Here is a 16399-nt window from a genome sequence, read left to right as displayed (position 1 = left end):
TGGGTGGATCGAAATCAGCGCTGTCCGCATTCGGGACGCGTAAAGAGGCTTACTTACTAACCTTATGACACAAAAAGCGGATTACAAGGGGAGATGACACGTCGGTAACGGGCCATGGATGCTTCCGACAAGCAACAGGAAACGGCGTTTGATGGACACAAGGCCCCGATGGCGCAGGTCACGCCGCTCCCGGCAGGACGAACGAATCAGTTCAGGGCGTAATCAGTTCAGGGCGTAGGTGATGCCGGCAGACAGGACGCTGGCCAGGCCCAGCCCGGTGCAGGACAGCGCCAGGCTCCACTTGAGGGAGGCGTCGTTGGCCCGGTAGCCGGTCAGACGCTCCATGATCAGGGCGTTGGCGGCGAAGGGCGTACCGAAGGCGGTGATGCCCCAGCCGGTGACCATGGCCACGCCCAGACCGAGGACGGCGCCTTCCGGCCAGATCGACCCGAGGATGCCGCCGGCCAGGGTGCCGATGACGATCGGGTTGATGCCGGCCAGGCCCGCCAGGAAGTATATCCAGGGCACGCAGGCGGCCAGCAGCGGCCAGCTCCAGTGCGGCAGTTCGGCGGCGCCGTTGATCTGGCCCAGGACGAGACCGCTGATGATGGCGCCGATAAAGGCCGATCCACCGACGATGGCCAGCTCGTTGCTCACCTTGTCCATGCTGGCGAGCGGCGGGTTCCGGCGACGGCTCCAGGCCAGCAGCCGGGCCCCGATCACCACCGCCAGACAGCTCAGCGTCACTGCGTGGGCGTAGCTCACGGCAAACTGGTGACTCAGCACAAAGACGCCAATGCAGATCGCCACGATCACGCCGGCGAAGCGCAACCACGCGGCCAGGTTGGCGGATTCGTCCGTGCCCGCCTCTTCCTCCGGCGCTTCCGGCTCGCGCCAGATGAGCCCCAGAAACACCATCAAAACCGCAAACGGAATGGCCACAGCCATCAGTGAAGCGCTGGTCAGCCCCGGCAGCAGGGTGAGGGTCAGCACCACCGAGATGGACAGGGGCGAGAACGAGGGCGTGGTGCCGAACCCGCGCAGTACCGCCCGGGTGGCGTTGCGGGTGGCGGCGGAGTCGCCGTCCCGGCGGATGCGTTCGCCCACCAGGCTGCCCACCACGGCGACGGAGCCGAAATTCAGGGGGATGGACACCATCGCCGTACCAAACGCCAGACTCAGGTACCGTGTGGTGGGGCGGCCCGCGAACAGGCTCACCGAAATCCGCTGCAGATCCCTTGAGCGCCCCAGCACCGTCGACAGCAGCATCACCGCCAGCACCAGCCCCGCCAGCCGGGTGACGTTGGCCACCGCCGGCGCCAGCAGGTCGATATCGCGCCACAGGGCATAGACCAGGCCGATACAGGCCACCAGGAAGACGCCCTGCGGCACCCGTCGCATGTCCTTCCAGCCCAGTATGACGACGATCGCCACCGCCAGGGCACCGGCATAGGTGGCGCCGGGCAGGAACGCAAAAACCGCCAGGATCAGGGACAGGTAGGCCAGCAGCGAGCGGGGCGAAAACGGCATGGGGCATCCTTCAGCGAGCGAAGCCTGTATTCTAAGCAAGCTATGCAACCGGTGGTATTCGCAATTGTGCGAGGGTTCTTGACAGTTCCGGCAGAACGCCGGAACAAAGATGGCTATTGAACAGACATTCAAGGCTTCGTACCCTTCCCTTCAGCCGGGCACCGCACACGGACGACACAAGATCCAACAAACCGGTTTCCGACACCCGACTCGCATACGACAAGGCCATAAGGAGATACCATGTCCACTGCACGCCTGACCGCATTCGCGCTACTGGGCCTCGCCCTGGGCGCGGGCCAAGCCTCTGCCGACGTTTCCGTCGAGCGCGGCGCCACCCCGCTGGTCAACGGGGACGCCCAATCCGCTGAAGACATCACCCTGCGCAACGACCGCCTGGTGGCGTCCATCGCCGTCAAGACCCCGCCGCCGTGGGGCGTGGCGCCTGGCGGCATCATCGACGCCGCGCCGGTGATCGACGGCAAGCCGGCCCGGGACAAGGTGTCCCTGATCGATTTCATTCCCAACAACTGGTCCAGTTGGCCCACCACCTATCAGCGCTTCCGGATCGTCGAGGACGACGACGATCGCGCGGTTGTCCGCGTCGAGCGGGACTGGGAAGGCGTGGAGCTGGTCACCGTCTACTCGCTGGAGGAAGGATCCGACCAGATCCACGTGGTCACCGAGATGACCAACCACAGCAAGAAGCACTACAAGGACATCCTGTCCGGCTACGTGATGTGGCCGGACGGCGGCCACCTGTTTGGTCCGCCGGGCATGCACGGCACCGAGGAAGGCCCCACCGACAAGGCCGTGGCGAACTGGTCCGCCGCCTATGACGAGAACTGGGGATTCGTGCTGCACGCGCCCTACATGAACTACATCGACTACGACGCCCGCGACCTGTACGAGCAGCAGGACCTCGCTCCCAAGGCGTCGCGCATCTTCGAGGCCTGGATCCAGGTGCTGCCGGACGGCAGCATCGCCCGCGCGGTCGACTCTGACATCGAGCGCCTGGGCATGGAATCCGGCCACCTCTCCGGCAGCGTCCAGACACCGGACGGCGAGAGCGTCGACAAGCCCGTGGTCGTGGTGGAACGCGACGGCGAGCCCTACACCTGGGTGGTCGGCCAGGACGGCGCCTACGACCTGAACCTGCCCACCGGCCAGTACGAGCTGTACGCCACAGGCCGCAGCTACGCCGACAGTGAGTCGGTCTCGGTCACGGTCACCGCCGACAGCGACCGGACGATCGATTTCGACGACGTGCGCGCGCCCGGCAAGGTGCACTTCAAGGTCGTTGACGAGGACAGCGAAGAACCCCGCGATGCCCGCCTGACCATCCGCGAAGGGCAGACGCCGCTGGTCGGTTTCCTGGGGCAGACCACCTACTTCACCGAGCTGGACACGGTCGGCGAACGGGAAATCGCCATCGCCCCGGGCGACTACGAGTTCGACGTGAGCTACGGCGAGAACTTCCTGAGCCGCGCCACGCGGGTTGACGTGGATGTGGACGCCGGCGAGACGACCACCGAGGAAGTCGAGGTCGAGCAGGTCGCCTTCCCCAACCAGCACGGCTGGTACGCCGCCGACATGCACCATCACTCCGACGTGCTGGACGGCTTCACACCGCCGGAGTTCGCGATCCGCTCGCAGCTGGCCGCCGGTCTGGACCTGACCCTGCTGCTGGATCACGACACCACCCGCAACCTGCCGGAAGCGGCCAAGCTGTCCGCGAGCCGCGATGTGCCGTTCATCCCGTCGATCGAGATCTCGCCGTCCTGGGGCCACTTCAACCCCTACCCGATCGATCCGGAAGCGAACTACACCCTCAACTCCGGTGAGGCGTCGGTGCAGGACATCATGGAGCAGACGCAGGCTCTGGGCGGCGAGGCCATCCAGATGAACCACCCGTACATCAAGTACGGCTACTACACTAACGTGGAGAACGGCACCGCGACCGGCGGCTACTTCCCGCGCTTCGACCTGATGGAGATCAACGCCGAGGGCGAGTACGAGAAGACCCTGCGCAAGGCCTGGGATCACTGGAGCCACGGCGAGCGTATCTACCTGAGCGCCGGCTCCGACGTGCACGACGTCTGGAAGCACCGCTCGGGCGCCGTACGCGCCTATGCCAAGGTGTCCGGCCATCTCGACGCCCCCAGCTTTGTCACTGCCCTGCGTGACGGCCACGCGTTCGTCACCTTCGGGCCGATGGTCTACCCGGACCAGGTGTTCGGCGACGACCTGAACATGAAGCTCGGCGACAGCACCACCCTGGGCTTCGACCTGGAAGCGGCCAACGGCCTCAAGTCGATCCAGCTAATCGGCCAGGACGGCCAGGTGGTCGAACAGCGTTCCTTCGACGAGGATGACGTGAAGGGCCGAGCCGAGTTCGAGATCACCGCCTACGAAGACACCTTCTACGCGGTCGTGGTGGAAGACGCCGAGGGCAAGAAGGCGTTCTCCAACCCGATCTGGATCAACGCCATGGAGCACCGTCCGGCCCCGGCTGACCCCGAAGCGGCCGAAGACGAAGACGCCTCCACCGAAAGCTGATCCCTCCAACCGGTCACGGGGCGCCGCCCGCTCCGTGATCGGTCTCTTTCCCTTCGCAGCATTCTTCTTTCACAGCACGATTCTCTCGCAACGCCGCTCTTTGGCTGCGCCTTTCATTTGCGTCGCCGCATCCAATGCGGGCTTGCCGGGGCCGTTCGACACCGCGATACTCGACAGATCGGTCACCGCTCAGTGCACGTACTTCCTGATCATTCCCACCGTCACAGGACAACCACGGCTTTGAATCCTTACGCCGACAAAGACGATTTCGCCAGCAGAAAACCGGACTGGCGCATCATCGCCAGCCTCTGGCCCTACTTCCTGGAATTCCGCGGCCGCGTGATCCTGGCCGCGGTCTGCCTGGTGATCGCCAAACTGGCCACGGTCGCCACGCCGGTGGCGCTGAAATACATCGTCGATGCCCTCGACCAGGGCCGCGGCGGCGAGGCCGCCCTGTGGGTGCCGGTGATGCTGGTGGTGGGCTACGGCCTGCTGCGCTTCAGCGGCACGCTGTTCAACGAGGTGCGCGATGCCATCTTCGCGCGGGTGGCGGAACGCGCCATGCGGCGGGTGTCGCTCAAGGTGTTCGAGCACCTGCACGCCCGGGAGCTGGCGTTCCACCTGGATCGCAAGACCGGCGGGCTGGCCCGGGACATGGAGCGCGGCAGCACCGGCATCAGCTTCCTGCTGCGCTTCACCCTGTTCAACATCGTGCCCACCATCCTGGAAATCATTCTGGTGGCCGGCATCCTGCTGGTCGCCTTCCGGCCCGCGTATGTGGTGGCCATTGTCGTCGCGGTGCTGGCCTACATCATCTTCTCGGTCAAGGTCACCGAGTGGCGCACGGGCTTCGTGCGGGAATCCAACGCCCGGGACAACGAGTCCAACGCCCGCGCCCTGGACAGCCTGCTCAACTACGAGACGGTGAAGTACTTCAATAACGAGGCCCACGAATCGAAAGTCTACGACGAGGACCTCAAGGCCTGGGAAGGCGCGCGTCTGAAAAACCGGCTGTCACTGGCCACGCTCAACGCCGGCCAGGCGCTGATCATCGGCGTGGCGCTGATCGTGATCATGGGTATGGCGGTGTCGGACGTGATCAGCGGCGCCATTACCCTGGGCGACTTCACCATGATCAACGCCTACCTGATCCAACTGTTCATCCCGCTCAATGCGCTGGGCTTCGTGTACCGGGAGATTCGCCAGGCTCTGGTCAATGTGGAACGGCTGTTCGGGCTGTTGGAGCAGCCGCCCACGATCACCGACAAACCGAACGCGCCAGAGCTGGCCACCGACGGCGCGACCGTCCGTTTTGAACACGTGGGCTTTGCCTACCGTCCCGATCGCCCGATTCTGCGGGACATCGACTTTACGATCCCAGCCGGCACCAAGGTCGCCGTGGTCGGCGCCAGCGGCGCCGGCAAGTCCACCCTGGCCCGCCTGCTGTTCCGCTTCTTCGACGTGGACAGCGGCGGCATCGCCATCGACGGCCAGGACATCCGCGACGTCACCCAGGACAGCCTGCGCCGCGCCATCGGCGTGGTGCCCCAGGACACGGTGCTGTTCAACGACAGCCTCTACAACAACCTGGCCTACGGGCGACCGGAGGCAACGGCGGAGGACGTGCATCACGCCGCCCGGCTGGCCCATCTGGACCGGTTTATCGAAGCGTTGCCGGAGGGCTATGACACCAGGGTGGGGGAACGCGGACTGAAGCTGTCCGGCGGTGAAAAGCAGCGGGTGGCCATCGCGCGGGTGATCCTCAAGAACCCGCCGCTGCTGATCCTGGATGAGGCCACCTCGTCACTGGATTCTCTCTCGGAGCAAGCCATTCTCGGCGCTTTGAACGAGGTCAGCCGCAGCCGCACCACCCTGGTGATCGCCCACCGCCTGTCCACCATTCGCGACGCCGACCGCATCCTGGTGCTGGACCAGGGCGCCATCGTCGAAAGCGGCGACCACGCCAGTCTGCTGGCCAGAAACGGCCATTACGCGGCGCTTTGGCGCCAGCAGCACCGGGACGATGCCCGGCAGGAGTCCCCGATCGCCGATGCCAGAACGCCCGGACCCGACTAGAAAGGCCCTTTGGGGAGCCCCTTGCCCGGCTCCCTAGAAGAAGAAATGCTGCACCATTTGCATGACGATCAGCAGCGCCAGCAGCGGGAAAATCCAGCGGGTCAGTTTGCTGTAGTCGCGCCCGTCGTCGTTGCCGGCGTACTTCTCCAGAATCGGTATCAGGATAAACAGGGTCAGGAACAGGACCGCCAGGATGATCAGCAGTGTTGTCACAATCGGTACCTCCTGACGGCCATTGCATCACGCGGTCGACGCCGGGTAAAGCCGCCGCCCTCGCCGGTAATCTCAACCTGACAGTCTCAACCGGACAAGCTCAGCCGTTCAGCCAGGCCAGCGCCTCGGCCTCCGTCTTGAAGAACTTCAGGTCACCGGAGATGAACCAGGCACCGATCTTGGCGACATGATCCTGCCAGTGCCTGTCGCCGAAGATGGCAATCCGGTCGAACTCCTTGCCGTGTTTGAGGCCTAGATTGAAGTCATCCCAGGCCGCCCGGAGCCCCCAGCCTTCCAGCTCGGAGGCGTCGAACAACACTTTAATCCTCGGTTTCTCCACCGCCGCCAGGGCGGACTCGATCATCGGCGTGATGGTCTCATAGTCTTCGTGGGTCAGCTTGCCCTGCGCCTTGAAAGTCAGCAGGAACTGATTGTCGACCCGCGCGATACCGATGGCCAAGCCATGTCTTCTGATGTCCATCACCGTTCCTCCCATCCCAGCTCATGTCCGCCCCTTTTTCCGGGGGCGACTTTTCGGGAGCGACTGACACTGCTCCTGCATTCAGTTTGACACCGACGCGAGGCAACAGTTTGATCCAGCTCAGACAATCTCCGGGTGCCAGACAGGCGGGAGGAAAACCCCGGCACGGCCGCCGTCCGGGCCGCACCGGAGAGGGCCTGCTTCAGGCCACCCGGAAGCGGCGGGTGCTGCCGGACAGGCGCTCGGAGTGATCCGCCAGGCGCTGGTTCTGCTCGCCCAGCTCGGTGCCGATGGTCTGGGACTCGCCACTCTGGTGACGGATTTCCTCCATCTTCTGGGCAATGTCGTCGGTGGTGGTGGAGATTTCCTCGACGGCGACCACCACCTGGTCCATCTCGGCAGTCAGCGAGGCAATGGACTCGGTGACATGGCCCATGGCACTGGCGATCTCGCCGGCGCTGGCTTCGCTTTCCTCCACCAGTTTCAGGCCGTTGCCGATCACCTGGTCCATCAGGCGGGTCTGCTTGTTGAGGTCATCGATGATGCTGACGATGCTGTTGGTGGCCTCGACGGTTTTCTGGGCCAGGGTGCGCACTTCGTCGGCCACCACCGAGAAGCCACGACCCGCCTCGCCCGCCCGGGCCGCCTCGATGGCCGCGTTGAGGGCCAGCAGGTTGGTCTGGTCCGCCAGCCCGTTGATCACGTCGATGATGCCGGTGACGCGGGAGCTGGACTGGGTCAGCTGCTTGACGTGATTGTGGGACTCCTGGATCAGGTCAGACAGGCTGTCCATGGTGGCCATGTTTTTCTGGATCACCTCGGCGCCGGACTGGGCCGCTTCATTGGCTTTCTGGGTGGACACGCCCACCTGGGACGTGCGCTGGGCCACATCCGCCAGGGTGACGGAAATCTGCTGGCTGGCGGTGGCCGCCTGCACGGTCTGTGATTCGACCGTGTCGCTGTTGGCCGCCAGACGCGCCATGCTCTGGTCGAGCTGCTGGCGCACCTGGACCAGGCTGTCGGTGCTGCCGATGGCGTCGCGCATCAGGTGGCCGATGTTGTCGATCATCTGGTTCACCGCCGACGCCAGCTGGTTGAACTCATCGCGGGGATTCTTGCCGGGCGTCAGGTGCCGGGTCAGGTCGCCGTCGGACACGCCGGACAGCACTTCCACCGTCCGCTGCAGGCGGCGCACCAGGGTGCGGGACGCAATGAACAGCGCGATCACCAGCACCGGTCCGAAAACGCCCAGGGTGCCCAGGCTGGCCCAGCGGGCTGAGGTTTCCGCGTTCTCGGCCTCGGCCAGCGAGCGGGCCACGATGCTGGAGTGCAGCGTCTCGCTCAGCTTCATGACGGCCGCTTGCAGGGCCTCACCCGAGGCGGTGGCCTGGCTGTCCACAGCCAGCAGGGCCTGCATCTGATTGTCAGCCTGGTCGAAGGTCTTGCGGTAGGCCTTGACCTTCTCGCCGATCACGTTGTCTTCCCAATCGTACTGTTTGACCAGGGCTTCCAGATCCGATACCGCCTGACGAGCCCCCTCGGCGCCGGTGACATCGCGCTCGTTGATGTAGCGGGACTTGCCCTGCTCAACCGCTTCAACCGTCTCGTCGAAGAGACTGATGGACAGATTCTTCAGGTCCAGCAGCGCCTTGGTCAGCGTCTGGCGCATGCCCTCCTCATCGGTCAGGCCCAGGGTCTGCAGCTCGTCGATCCAGGTCTTGCGCTGCTCGACATACTGGCGCGACTGGCTGGACACCTGGTCCGCCAGCTTGCGCACCGCCGGGTCGTCCAGCTTCTTGCTCTGGGCGCTCAGATCCTGGGCTTTGGCGAGAAAAGTATCGAGGCGCTGGATCACGGCATCGCGATCCGCTGACTGGAAATTCGCCAGGTCTTTTTCGACGCCGTTGTAGCGGGTGATGAGATCGCCGTAGCGACTCTGGTGATTGATCATGTCGAAGGCGTCCCGGTAGGACGAGGACACAGACTCCAACCCCCAGATCACAGCGAGGGCGATGGCGAGGAAGCCCAGGGGCGTGACCACGATCAACGCGAGAAATTTCTGACGCCAGGACAGATTCAGGGACACCGGCCTTCTCCTTATTATGAACGGCACGTTGTTGCGAACGGCACGACTTCGTGAAATGAATGCTGTGGTAATCCGCCATTGCTTTTATTCTATTTAGGGCGAATTGTTCCGGTTGGTCGCACGAGATTCTATGTGTTTTTTGTTACTTTCTATGCGTTTAACAGCTTTTAACATGCTCACGGTCATGTTGCCGTATTGATTGCCGGTTTCAGACGTTTCCCCGGTCAAGGCCAACGATTGAGCTCACCCGAAAAACAGGCAGAATGAGCGTTCGTCCCACCGGATTACAGCGAGGTTCCATGAATCCGACCATCGAGACCCTGTTATCGCACCGCTCCATCCGCAAGTTCAGCGACCGGAAAATCCCCCGCCCCCTGCTGGAAACCCTGGTGCGCGCGGGCCAGAGCGCGGCCACCTCCAACCACGTGCAGGCTTATTCCATCATCCACGTGGTGAATCCGGACAACCGCGCCAAAGTGGCCGAACTGGCCGGTGGCCAGGCCTACATCGCCGAGTGTTCGGATTTCCTGGTGTTCTGCGCTGACATGAAACGCTCCACCGAAGCGGCCGAGCGCGCCGGGGCGGACGTGGTCCGTGGCATGATGGAACAGTTGCTGGTGGCCAGCGTGGATACCGCGCTGATGGCCCAGAACATGGTGGTGGCGGCCGAGTCCGAGGGGCTGGGCATCTGCTACATCGGTGGCATCCGTAACAACCCGGCGGAGGTCAGCGAGCTGCTGCACCTGCCCGAGCACGTCTACCCGGTCTTCGGCCTGTGCCTGGGCTATCCCGATCAGTCGCCGGAAGTGAAGCCACGCCTGCCCATCGAGGCCGTGCTGAAGGAGGACTATTACCAGGACGCCCAGGACGATCCGCTGGTGGCCGCCTTCGACAGCACCATGCGCGACTACTACCATTCCCGCACCGGCGGCACCAAGGACACTAACTGGTCGGAACAGCTCAAGCCGCTGTTCACCTCCAAGCTGCGCCCGCACATGAGCGACTTCCTCAAGCAGCGAGGCTTCGGGCTGAAGTAGCCAATCGCGTACCTGGAGCCGGCCAGCGCCCGGCTTCAGGCCAACGCCGATACCAGCAACCAGCTCCCCGCCAGGACCGATAACCCCCCCAGGCCCCGGGCCAGCCATTCGCCGCCGGGCATCACCTTCTCCAGCAACACCACCAGGGTCAGGCCGGCGATCACCAGCAGATCCATCACCCCGCCGACGAACAGCAACACCATCAGGGCGCTGCAGCAGCCCACACAGTAGGCGCCGTGCACCAGCCCCATGCGCAACGCGCCGGCCAGCCCCGGTTGCCAGTGCTGCATGATAAACCCCGCCGGGCCTCGACAGTGACGCAGGCACGCCGCTTTCCAGGGAGACCACTGGTACAGCCCGGCCAGCAACAACACCACGCCACTGAACACCAGGCTCTGGCTGCGCATCATGGGTGACAGGATCGCCCACTGCTCCAGCAGCCACTGCAGGACCGTCGCCACGACGCTGAACAGCACCCAGACCAGGCCGTAGCCGGTCACGAACAGGAGCGTTCCGGCGGTTTGTCGAGGCTGCCGGTTATAGGCCGCCACCTGGCGGTGTACCAGGACCATGGGAATCGCGCTGGGCAGCATCATGGCCATCATCATGATGGCCCACATCAGGAACATCATGACGGCGTAGGTCGCGGTCCAGGGCCGGAACGTCATCATCTGCCCCATGGACGCCATGCTGTCCATGCCCAGCGCCATGTCCACCAGGTACCACCAGCTCAGCAGGATAACCAGCCCGACACCGCCGAGCAGGGCCATACTCTGACGCGAGAGAGACTGGTTCGGTAGCGCCCGGGAGCCGACATTGCCCATGCCGAATCACCTAACGGTGCACGCCGGTCGGCCCGATATCCAGGCGCGACATATGGCTGTGACTGGCATCCAGTGCCAGCGGAATCGCGCCGCTGGCCCGGGTTCGGCCACTGGCCACTTCCGCCACCGCATACTCGAAGCCCCCGGGGAGGTCGATACGCGCCCGGTGCGCTTCACCGGTCACCGGGTTAATGATCGGCTGGCCTTCGGCCTCAATCATGTCACCGACTTTGACCCGGGCGGTCCGGTCGTCCACATCACCCTCGATCCGGATGTCACAGAACACCGGGTCGTGCATCTTCGTCATGGTGCTGGCAAACACATTGAAGAACGTGGCCCCCGGCTCGGAGGTTTCTCCCGACAGGATCGCCAGCAGGGCATCGCGCTGTTCCTGGGTGGCCCGCTCGTCGATGAACGCCTGGGCCTCACCGTTGCCTTCGTGGATCGCTCCCGGCCATTTCAGGGTCATCACAAAGGACAGACCGTCGAGCCGGACATCCCCGAAATAACCGTCGTCCACGCGGACGGCGCCAATCGCCTTGCAGTCCCCCTGCGTCGGCCGCCCGTTGAACTGGCACGGGCAACCGTAGTCGCAATTGCAGTTAATGAATTCGAAACCCTTCAGTCGCCAATCAACCGTGTCCATTGCTGCGGCTCCTCTGAGTCTCGCCGCCTCAACCCTCAGGTTAATAACGCGCGGGGCCTGTACCCAAGCCCCGTTTTACAGTCTGTTAGATCGATGTGGCGCAAGCAGAGCGTGGATAGTGGCGTCCGTTACGACGGCGAGGAACACCGGAGAAACGGAACCGGTTAACAGCGTTCCAAACGTAACAGTTCTCTCACAAACGAAGGGATTTCATCCGGGGCTCAAACGCTTATGATGCACGCAAATGCTATGCTCTGTGCACAGCGGCGTGTGACAAGGAAGACCGGAACAGCTGAACGACCATGACAGGTAAAACCCACTCTCCCCTAGCGTTTCTCGCACTGGCGGGTCTGCTTTTGTGCGCCCCCCTGGCGGCCGACACCATCAAGCGCGTGGTGCTCCCGGACGGTTCGGTGGAGTTCACCAACGTCAAGGGCGATGCCATCGCCTCCACCAAGAATGAGGTGGTCTACCGTTATCGGGACGACAACGGCGTGGTGTCCTACAGCGGGGAGCGGCCCGACCACGGCCAGGTGGACGACGTGATCCGCTTCTCCTGCTACGCCTGCAACCCCAACTCGTCAGTGAACTGGCATACGACCCCTCTGTTCCGCACGCCCTATCGTCACGAAATCCAGGAGGCGGCGGACCGCTACGGTGTGGATAAGTCCCTGGTCCGGGCGGTGATTCACGCGGAGTCGGCGTTCAACCCCGAGGCCCTGTCGTCCAAGGGCGCCCAGGGGCTGATGCAACTGATGCCGGCAACGGCTCGGGAACTGGGCGTGAATAACGCCCTGGTGGCGTCGGAGAACATTCGTGGCGGCGTCGACTACCTGGCCCGCATGCTCAAGCAGTTCAACGGTGATGTGCGTCTGGCCACGGCGGCCTACAACGCGGGGCCTGGCGCCGTCTCCCGCTACGGCGGCGTGCCGCCCTATGCGGAAACCAAGGCCTACGTGAAGCGGGTGGGGATTCTGCGGGATCGCTACGCGGACAGCCAGTAACGCTTAGCCGCCCGCCGTGACGTTCAGGGAACGGGAGGATTCGAGGGCCTGCACATCACTGGCTCGCCAGACGGTCGCGGTGGCGGGACCATCCGGCCCGATATCCGCGCAGGTGTCGTAGCGTAAAACCCGGGATTGAGCGCAGTGGACGACGAGCCGGCCCTGCGCGTCGTCGCTGCGCCACGCACACAACACCGTCGCCCTGCCTTCGGCCACTTCCCCGCCGCTCTCCAGCTCAACCCGGGCGACAACCCCGTTGTTCTCCAGCCACTGCAGGGCCGCTACCTCCGCGCATTGCTGTAAGGGGTTCAGCATCGAGTTACCACGATAACAGGGCCAATAGGGACGATCCGCCAGCTCGGCAGCCAGTAACGGTTCGATATGCCCGGCATCGAGTCGGCCGTACTTACGGGTCGCCGGAAACACCATGGTGCTGGCCGCCAGGCGACAACCGCCCAGGTGGGAGCTCTGCCACACCTCAAACCGTCCGCCACCCTGCGCCACCGCGCGTTCGAGTGCCTGGAAAGTCGCGTTGCCAAACTTGGCGCAGCACTTGTCTTTCTTGCCGTGGGTGCAGCACAGGATCAGCGGTTTATCGGCGCGGGTCGCTCCCCAGGCTTCCAGGTCGTCGCCGTTGAGCAGCGCCTCCAGAAAATCGGGAAGCTGCTTCCGGGGCACCTCCAGCGTCAGGTTCTCGGGCATCAGGTAGATGCGGTGACGGTCCGACGCCTGCTGCTGCCGGTGAATCAGGTTAACCCGCCGCCCGCCGGCAAACACCGCTTCAATGCGGTCCAGCACGGCGTCGCTCATGTCCCGCGCCTTTCGCAGACTGCGCAGCCACTTGCCGCTGGGCCAGCTGATCAGCAGGTTGCACGTAGCGTGGGCGCCAGAGCCCGGGAGCGGGTCGTCCACCTGTCGGCTCTGTGTGGCGCAGAATACGGTTGCTTCACTGGCCATGACCGCTCCTAGGATGCTTCGCTGCGACGCCCGGTCGCCGGCTGCCTCACCGAAACCCGGGGCACGCACACCGGCCGACCGGAGTGCGGGTCGTGAATGATGTGGCTGTCCAGATCAAAGACGTGCTTGAGGCGATCGGCGGTGAAGACCTCCGCCGGTGATCCCACGTGCTCGACCCGCCCCGCCTTGAGCATCACCAGGGTGTCGGCGTAGGTGGCGGCGAGGTTGAGGTCGTGAAGCACCATCAGCAGCGTCCGGCCATGGTCGTGGGCCAGTCGGACAAGCAGCTCCAACAGCTCGACCTGGACTTTCAGGTCGAGGAACGTGGTGGGCTCATCCAGCAGGATCAAGTCGGTCTGTTGCGCCAGCACCATGGCAATCCAGCAACGCTGACGCTGCCCGCCGGACAGCGCATCCACCGGCCGATCCGCCAGCGCCGACACGCCGGCGGTATCCATGGCCTCAAGGACCGCGGCCTCATCACGGCGGGTCCACTGCTTCCAGAGGCTCTGGTAAGGGAAACGCCCCAGACCGACCAGCTCACGGACCGTCAGGCCCTCAGGCGCGGTCGGGCTCTGGGGCAGCAACCCGAGGCGGCGGGCCACCGACAGCGTGGACTGGCCGTGAATGCCCTCACCGTCGAGAATGACCTGCCCGGCGCGTGGATCGATGGTGCGCGCCAGGGTCTTGAGCAGGGTCGACTTGCCGCTGCCGTTGGGACCGAGCAGGACGGTGACCTCGCCGTCGGCGACCTGGAAGTCGACGCCGTGCAGCACGGCCCGGTCGCCGTAGGTCACCTCCAGACCACGGCCTTCGAGGCGATGGCGGGCATCAGGGTCTTGCGGTGAAGACATAGGCAGTATCGGGCAATGGAGGTTCCTGGCCGGAGTCAACGCGGCATCAAGGTCGAAATAGAATGACGAGGGATGGTATTATTTACGATTCTCATTTTCAATTCCGCGAATCGTTACGACACTCACCGGACATGCCACCCAGCCCAGCCCGTTCTATGCCTCAGCTCCCACGACCCTGGCGGGCGCTGGGCGCCTCCACCCTTCTCCTGGCCGCGCTTGCCGGCGCTCCGTCCCTGGCGACGGGCGCCCCGGCGTCGCCAACGGATGCCTCCGGAACCCGGCCCGAACGCCTGGTCACCCTGTTTCAGGGCGCCACCGACACGGCGGTCGCCCTCGGGCTGAAGCCGGTCGGCGTGGTGGAATCCTGGGTGGAACAGCCCATGTACCGCTATCTGCGCCCGGCGCTGCCCAACGTGCAGTTCCTCGGTCTGGAAACCCAGCCGGACCTGGAGAGTATCGCCTGGCTCAAGCCGGACCTGATTGTCGGCGCCCGCAATCGCCACACCCTGATCGAGCCGCTGCTGTCGCGCATGGCGCCCACGCTGATCGCCGATCAGCTCTACGACTTCAAGGCGCTGCTCCAAAGCATGGGACACGCCACCGGACGTGATGCCCGGGCGCAACGGCTGCTGGCTCACTGGCAACGCCGCGCCGATGACTTTCGTCGCAAGATGGCGGACCAACTGGGGGATCGCTGGCCGCCCACCGTGTCGGTGATCAGCTTCCGCAGCAACCACGCCCGCATCTACTACGGCGGCTTTGCCCGCACGGTGCTGGACGATCTGGGCTTTCGCCGCCCCAAAGCCCAGCAGCAACCCGGCTGGGGCATCAAGCTGACCAGCCAGGAAAGCATCCCGGCCATGGACGCGCAGGCGATCTTTATCTTCATGGTGGCGTCGGACGAGGCGGTCATGGACACCTACCGGACCTGGACCCACCACCCGCTCTGGCAACAACTGCAGGCCGCCAGACATCACGACGTGTTCCGCGTCGATCCGGTGACCTGGAACATGGGCGGCGGCTACCTCGCGGCCAATCGCATGCTGGACGACCTCTACGCCCACTACGACCTGACGCCGTTCGACGGCGAGGACGACAGCGCCAGGGAGTGCCCATCGTGCTGACTTCCCGCGCCGGCAAGCTGGCCGGACTGCTGTGCGCCCTGGTTCTGGTACTGGCCGGTTTTGCCGGCAGCCTGGCGCTGGGCACCTTCCACACGGCTCCGGCCGTAGTGATCGATGCACTGGTTGCATTTGATCCGGCGTCCACCAGCCACCTGATCATCACCGCTGAGCGCCTGCCCCGGGCGGTTCTGGCGATGCTGGTGGGCGCCAGCCTGGCGGTGTCCGGTGCGCTGATGCAGTCGCTGACCCGCAACCCCCTGGCCTCACCAGGCATCCTCGGCATCAACGCCGGCGCCATGCTGTTTGTGGTGGTCAGCGCCGCGCTGCTGCAGACCTCCGCCCCGCAGACGCTGGTGTGGGCCGCGTTTCTCGGAGCCGCCGTCGCCGCGGCGCTGGTCTACGCGCTGGGCCGCCAGCCCGGCAGCGGCATCTCCCCGCTGCGCACGGTGCTGGCCGGCGTTGCCGTGACGGCCCTGTTTGTGTCGTTCGCCCAGGGACTGCTGGTGATCAACCAGGAACGCTTCGGCAGCCTGCTGTTCTGGCTGGCCGGCTCGGTATCGGGCCGCGATCTGGAGACCGTGCGGTCCCTGCTTCCCCTGTTCCTGACGGCGCTGGTGCTGTGCCTGCTGCTCACCCGCCAGCTCAACATCCTGGGGCTGGACGACGAGCTGGTCCGCGCGCTGGGCCAACGAACCGGGCTGGTGCGACTGGGTGTGGGCGTGATTGTCATCCTGCTGGCCGGAGCATCAGTGGCCCTGGCCGGCATGATCGGCTTCATTGGCCTGATCGTGCCCCACCTGGCGCGTGGTCTCTTCGGCCGCGATCACCGGTGGCTGCTGCCGGCCTGCGCCCTGCTGGGCGCGGCCCTGTTGCTGCTGGCCGACACGGCGGCGCGGCTGATCATCCCGCCACAGGAAATCCCTGTAGGCGTGATGACGGCCCTGCTGGGCACACCGCTGTTCCTGTTCCTGGCCAGCCGACAAAAACACGCGCTATGACACGGGGTACGCC

At 64.7% G+C, this 16399-nt stretch carries 14 protein-coding genes; 6 read left to right on the top strand and 8 right to left on the bottom strand.

Annotation, left to right across the window (positions count from 1 at the left end; all coding sequences use genetic code 11):
• Positions 1-222 precede the first annotated feature (222 nt).
• On the bottom strand, positions 223-1530 hold the full coding sequence (locus DKK67_RS05410; protein ID WP_111495141.1) for a hypothetical protein: 1308 nt from the start codon (positions 1528-1530) through the stop codon (positions 223-225).
• Between the two features lie 240 nt (positions 1531-1770).
• On the opposite strand from DKK67_RS05410, the gene DKK67_RS05405 reads away from it, so the two are divergent.
• The gene (locus DKK67_RS05405) at positions 1771-4086 is read left to right on the top strand and encodes a CehA/McbA family metallohydrolase (RefSeq protein WP_111495139.1); all 2316 of its coding nucleotides are present in this window, start codon (positions 1771-1773) and stop codon (positions 4084-4086) included.
• Positions 4087-4326: 240 nt separating this feature from the next.
• Complete coding sequence (locus DKK67_RS05400) at positions 4327-6162, top strand: ABCB family ABC transporter ATP-binding protein/permease (RefSeq protein ID WP_111495137.1); 1836 nt, start codon at positions 4327-4329, stop codon at positions 6160-6162.
• Between the two features lie 33 nt (positions 6163-6195).
• Here DKK67_RS05400 and DKK67_RS05395 read toward each other — a convergent pair whose 3' ends face one another.
• The 3 genes from DKK67_RS05395 to DKK67_RS05385 form a co-directional block, all read right to left on the bottom strand.
• A complete protein-coding gene (locus DKK67_RS05395) occupies positions 6196-6375 on the bottom strand; it encodes a hypothetical protein (RefSeq protein ID WP_111495135.1) in 180 nt (59 codons plus the stop codon).
• 100 nt (positions 6376-6475) lie between these two features.
• Positions 6476-6856, bottom strand: coding sequence for a SpoIIAA family protein (locus tag DKK67_RS05390; RefSeq protein WP_111495133.1), 381 nt, complete (start codon positions 6854-6856; stop codon positions 6476-6478).
• Between the two features lie 202 nt (positions 6857-7058).
• Positions 7059-8942: a methyl-accepting chemotaxis protein gene (locus tag DKK67_RS05385; protein WP_111495131.1), complete on the bottom strand. Its 1884-nt coding sequence runs from the start codon at positions 8940-8942 to the stop codon at positions 7059-7061.
• 299 nt (positions 8943-9241) lie between these two features.
• Between DKK67_RS05385 and nfsA the strand changes: the two genes are divergently transcribed.
• The gene (gene nfsA / locus DKK67_RS05380; protein WP_111495129.1) at positions 9242-9979 is read left to right on the top strand and encodes an oxygen-insensitive NADPH nitroreductase; all 738 of its coding nucleotides are present in this window, start codon (positions 9242-9244) and stop codon (positions 9977-9979) included.
• 35 nt (positions 9980-10014) lie between these two features.
• Here nfsA and DKK67_RS05375 read toward each other — a convergent pair whose 3' ends face one another.
• Together DKK67_RS05375 and DKK67_RS05370 are read right to left on the bottom strand one after the other, a co-directional pair.
• Positions 10015-10803, bottom strand: a complete 789-nt coding sequence (locus DKK67_RS05375; protein ID WP_204355733.1) for a DUF2182 domain-containing protein — start codon at positions 10801-10803, stop codon at positions 10015-10017.
• Positions 10804-10813: 10 nt separating this feature from the next.
• Complete coding sequence (locus DKK67_RS05370; RefSeq protein WP_111495125.1) at positions 10814-11449, bottom strand: DUF1326 domain-containing protein; 636 nt, start codon at positions 11447-11449, stop codon at positions 10814-10816.
• Positions 11450-11751: 302 nt separating this feature from the next.
• On the opposite strand from DKK67_RS05370, the gene DKK67_RS05365 reads away from it, so the two are divergent.
• The gene (locus DKK67_RS05365) at positions 11752-12453 is read left to right on the top strand and encodes a lytic transglycosylase domain-containing protein (protein ID WP_111495123.1); all 702 of its coding nucleotides are present in this window, start codon (positions 11752-11754) and stop codon (positions 12451-12453) included.
• Between the two features lie 3 nt (positions 12454-12456).
• On the opposite strand, the gene DKK67_RS05360 is transcribed toward DKK67_RS05365, so the two are convergent.
• Both DKK67_RS05360 and DKK67_RS05355 read right to left on the bottom strand, forming a co-directional pair.
• Positions 12457-13410, bottom strand: coding sequence for a sucrase ferredoxin (locus tag DKK67_RS05360; RefSeq protein WP_111495121.1), 954 nt, complete (start codon positions 13408-13410; stop codon positions 12457-12459).
• An 8-nt stretch (positions 13411-13418) separates the two neighbouring features.
• On the bottom strand, positions 13419-14264 hold the full coding sequence (locus DKK67_RS05355; protein WP_111495119.1) for an ABC transporter ATP-binding protein: 846 nt from the start codon (positions 14262-14264) through the stop codon (positions 13419-13421).
• 155 nt (positions 14265-14419) lie between these two features.
• Between DKK67_RS05355 and DKK67_RS05350 the strand changes: the two genes are divergently transcribed.
• Together DKK67_RS05350 and DKK67_RS05345 are read left to right on the top strand one after the other, a co-directional pair.
• On the top strand, positions 14420-15388 hold the full coding sequence (locus DKK67_RS05350; RefSeq protein WP_111495117.1) for an ABC transporter substrate-binding protein: 969 nt from the start codon (positions 14420-14422) through the stop codon (positions 15386-15388).
• The gene (locus DKK67_RS05345) at positions 15382-16386 is read left to right on the top strand and encodes a FecCD family ABC transporter permease (protein WP_111495115.1); all 1005 of its coding nucleotides are present in this window, start codon (positions 15382-15384) and stop codon (positions 16384-16386) included. The genes DKK67_RS05350 and DKK67_RS05345 overlap by 7 nt, the downstream gene beginning before the upstream one ends.
• Positions 16387-16399: the final 13 nt, after the last annotated feature.

The organism is Marinobacter bohaiensis, assembly GCF_003258515.1.
GTDB lineage: Bacteria > Pseudomonadota > Gammaproteobacteria > Pseudomonadales > Oleiphilaceae > Marinobacter_A > Marinobacter_A bohaiensis.
Note: the sequence above shows the minus strand (reverse complement) of the source record. Positions and strands in the feature narration are given on the sequence as shown.

Excerpts from the sequence above, each read along its gene's own strand:
- DKK67_RS05410 (WP_111495141.1), bottom strand. The coding sequence starts at position 1,530 with ATGCCGTTTTCGCCCCGCTCGCTGCTGGCCTACCTGTCCCTGATCCTG.
- DKK67_RS05405 (WP_111495139.1), top strand. The coding sequence starts at position 1,771 with ATGTCCACTGCACGCCTGACCGCATTCGCGCTACTGGGCCTCGCCCTG.
- DKK67_RS05390 (WP_111495133.1), bottom strand. The coding sequence starts at position 6,856 with ATGGACATCAGAAGACATGGCTTGGCCATCGGTATCGCGCGGGTCGAC.
- nfsA (WP_111495129.1), top strand. The coding sequence starts at position 9,242 with ATGAATCCGACCATCGAGACCCTGTTATCGCACCGCTCCATCCGCAAG.
- DKK67_RS05375 (WP_204355733.1), bottom strand. The coding sequence starts at position 10,803 with ATGGGCAATGTCGGCTCCCGGGCGCTACCGAACCAGTCTCTCTCGCGT.
- DKK67_RS05370 (WP_111495125.1), bottom strand. The coding sequence starts at position 11,449 with ATGGACACGGTTGATTGGCGACTGAAGGGTTTCGAATTCATTAACTGC.
- DKK67_RS05365 (WP_111495123.1), top strand. The coding sequence starts at position 11,752 with ATGACAGGTAAAACCCACTCTCCCCTAGCGTTTCTCGCACTGGCGGGT.
- DKK67_RS05360 (WP_111495121.1), bottom strand. The coding sequence starts at position 13,410 with ATGGCCAGTGAAGCAACCGTATTCTGCGCCACACAGAGCCGACAGGTG.
- DKK67_RS05355 (WP_111495119.1), bottom strand. The coding sequence starts at position 14,264 with ATGTCTTCACCGCAAGACCCTGATGCCCGCCATCGCCTCGAAGGCCGT.
- DKK67_RS05350 (WP_111495117.1), top strand. The coding sequence starts at position 14,420 with ATGCCTCAGCTCCCACGACCCTGGCGGGCGCTGGGCGCCTCCACCCTT.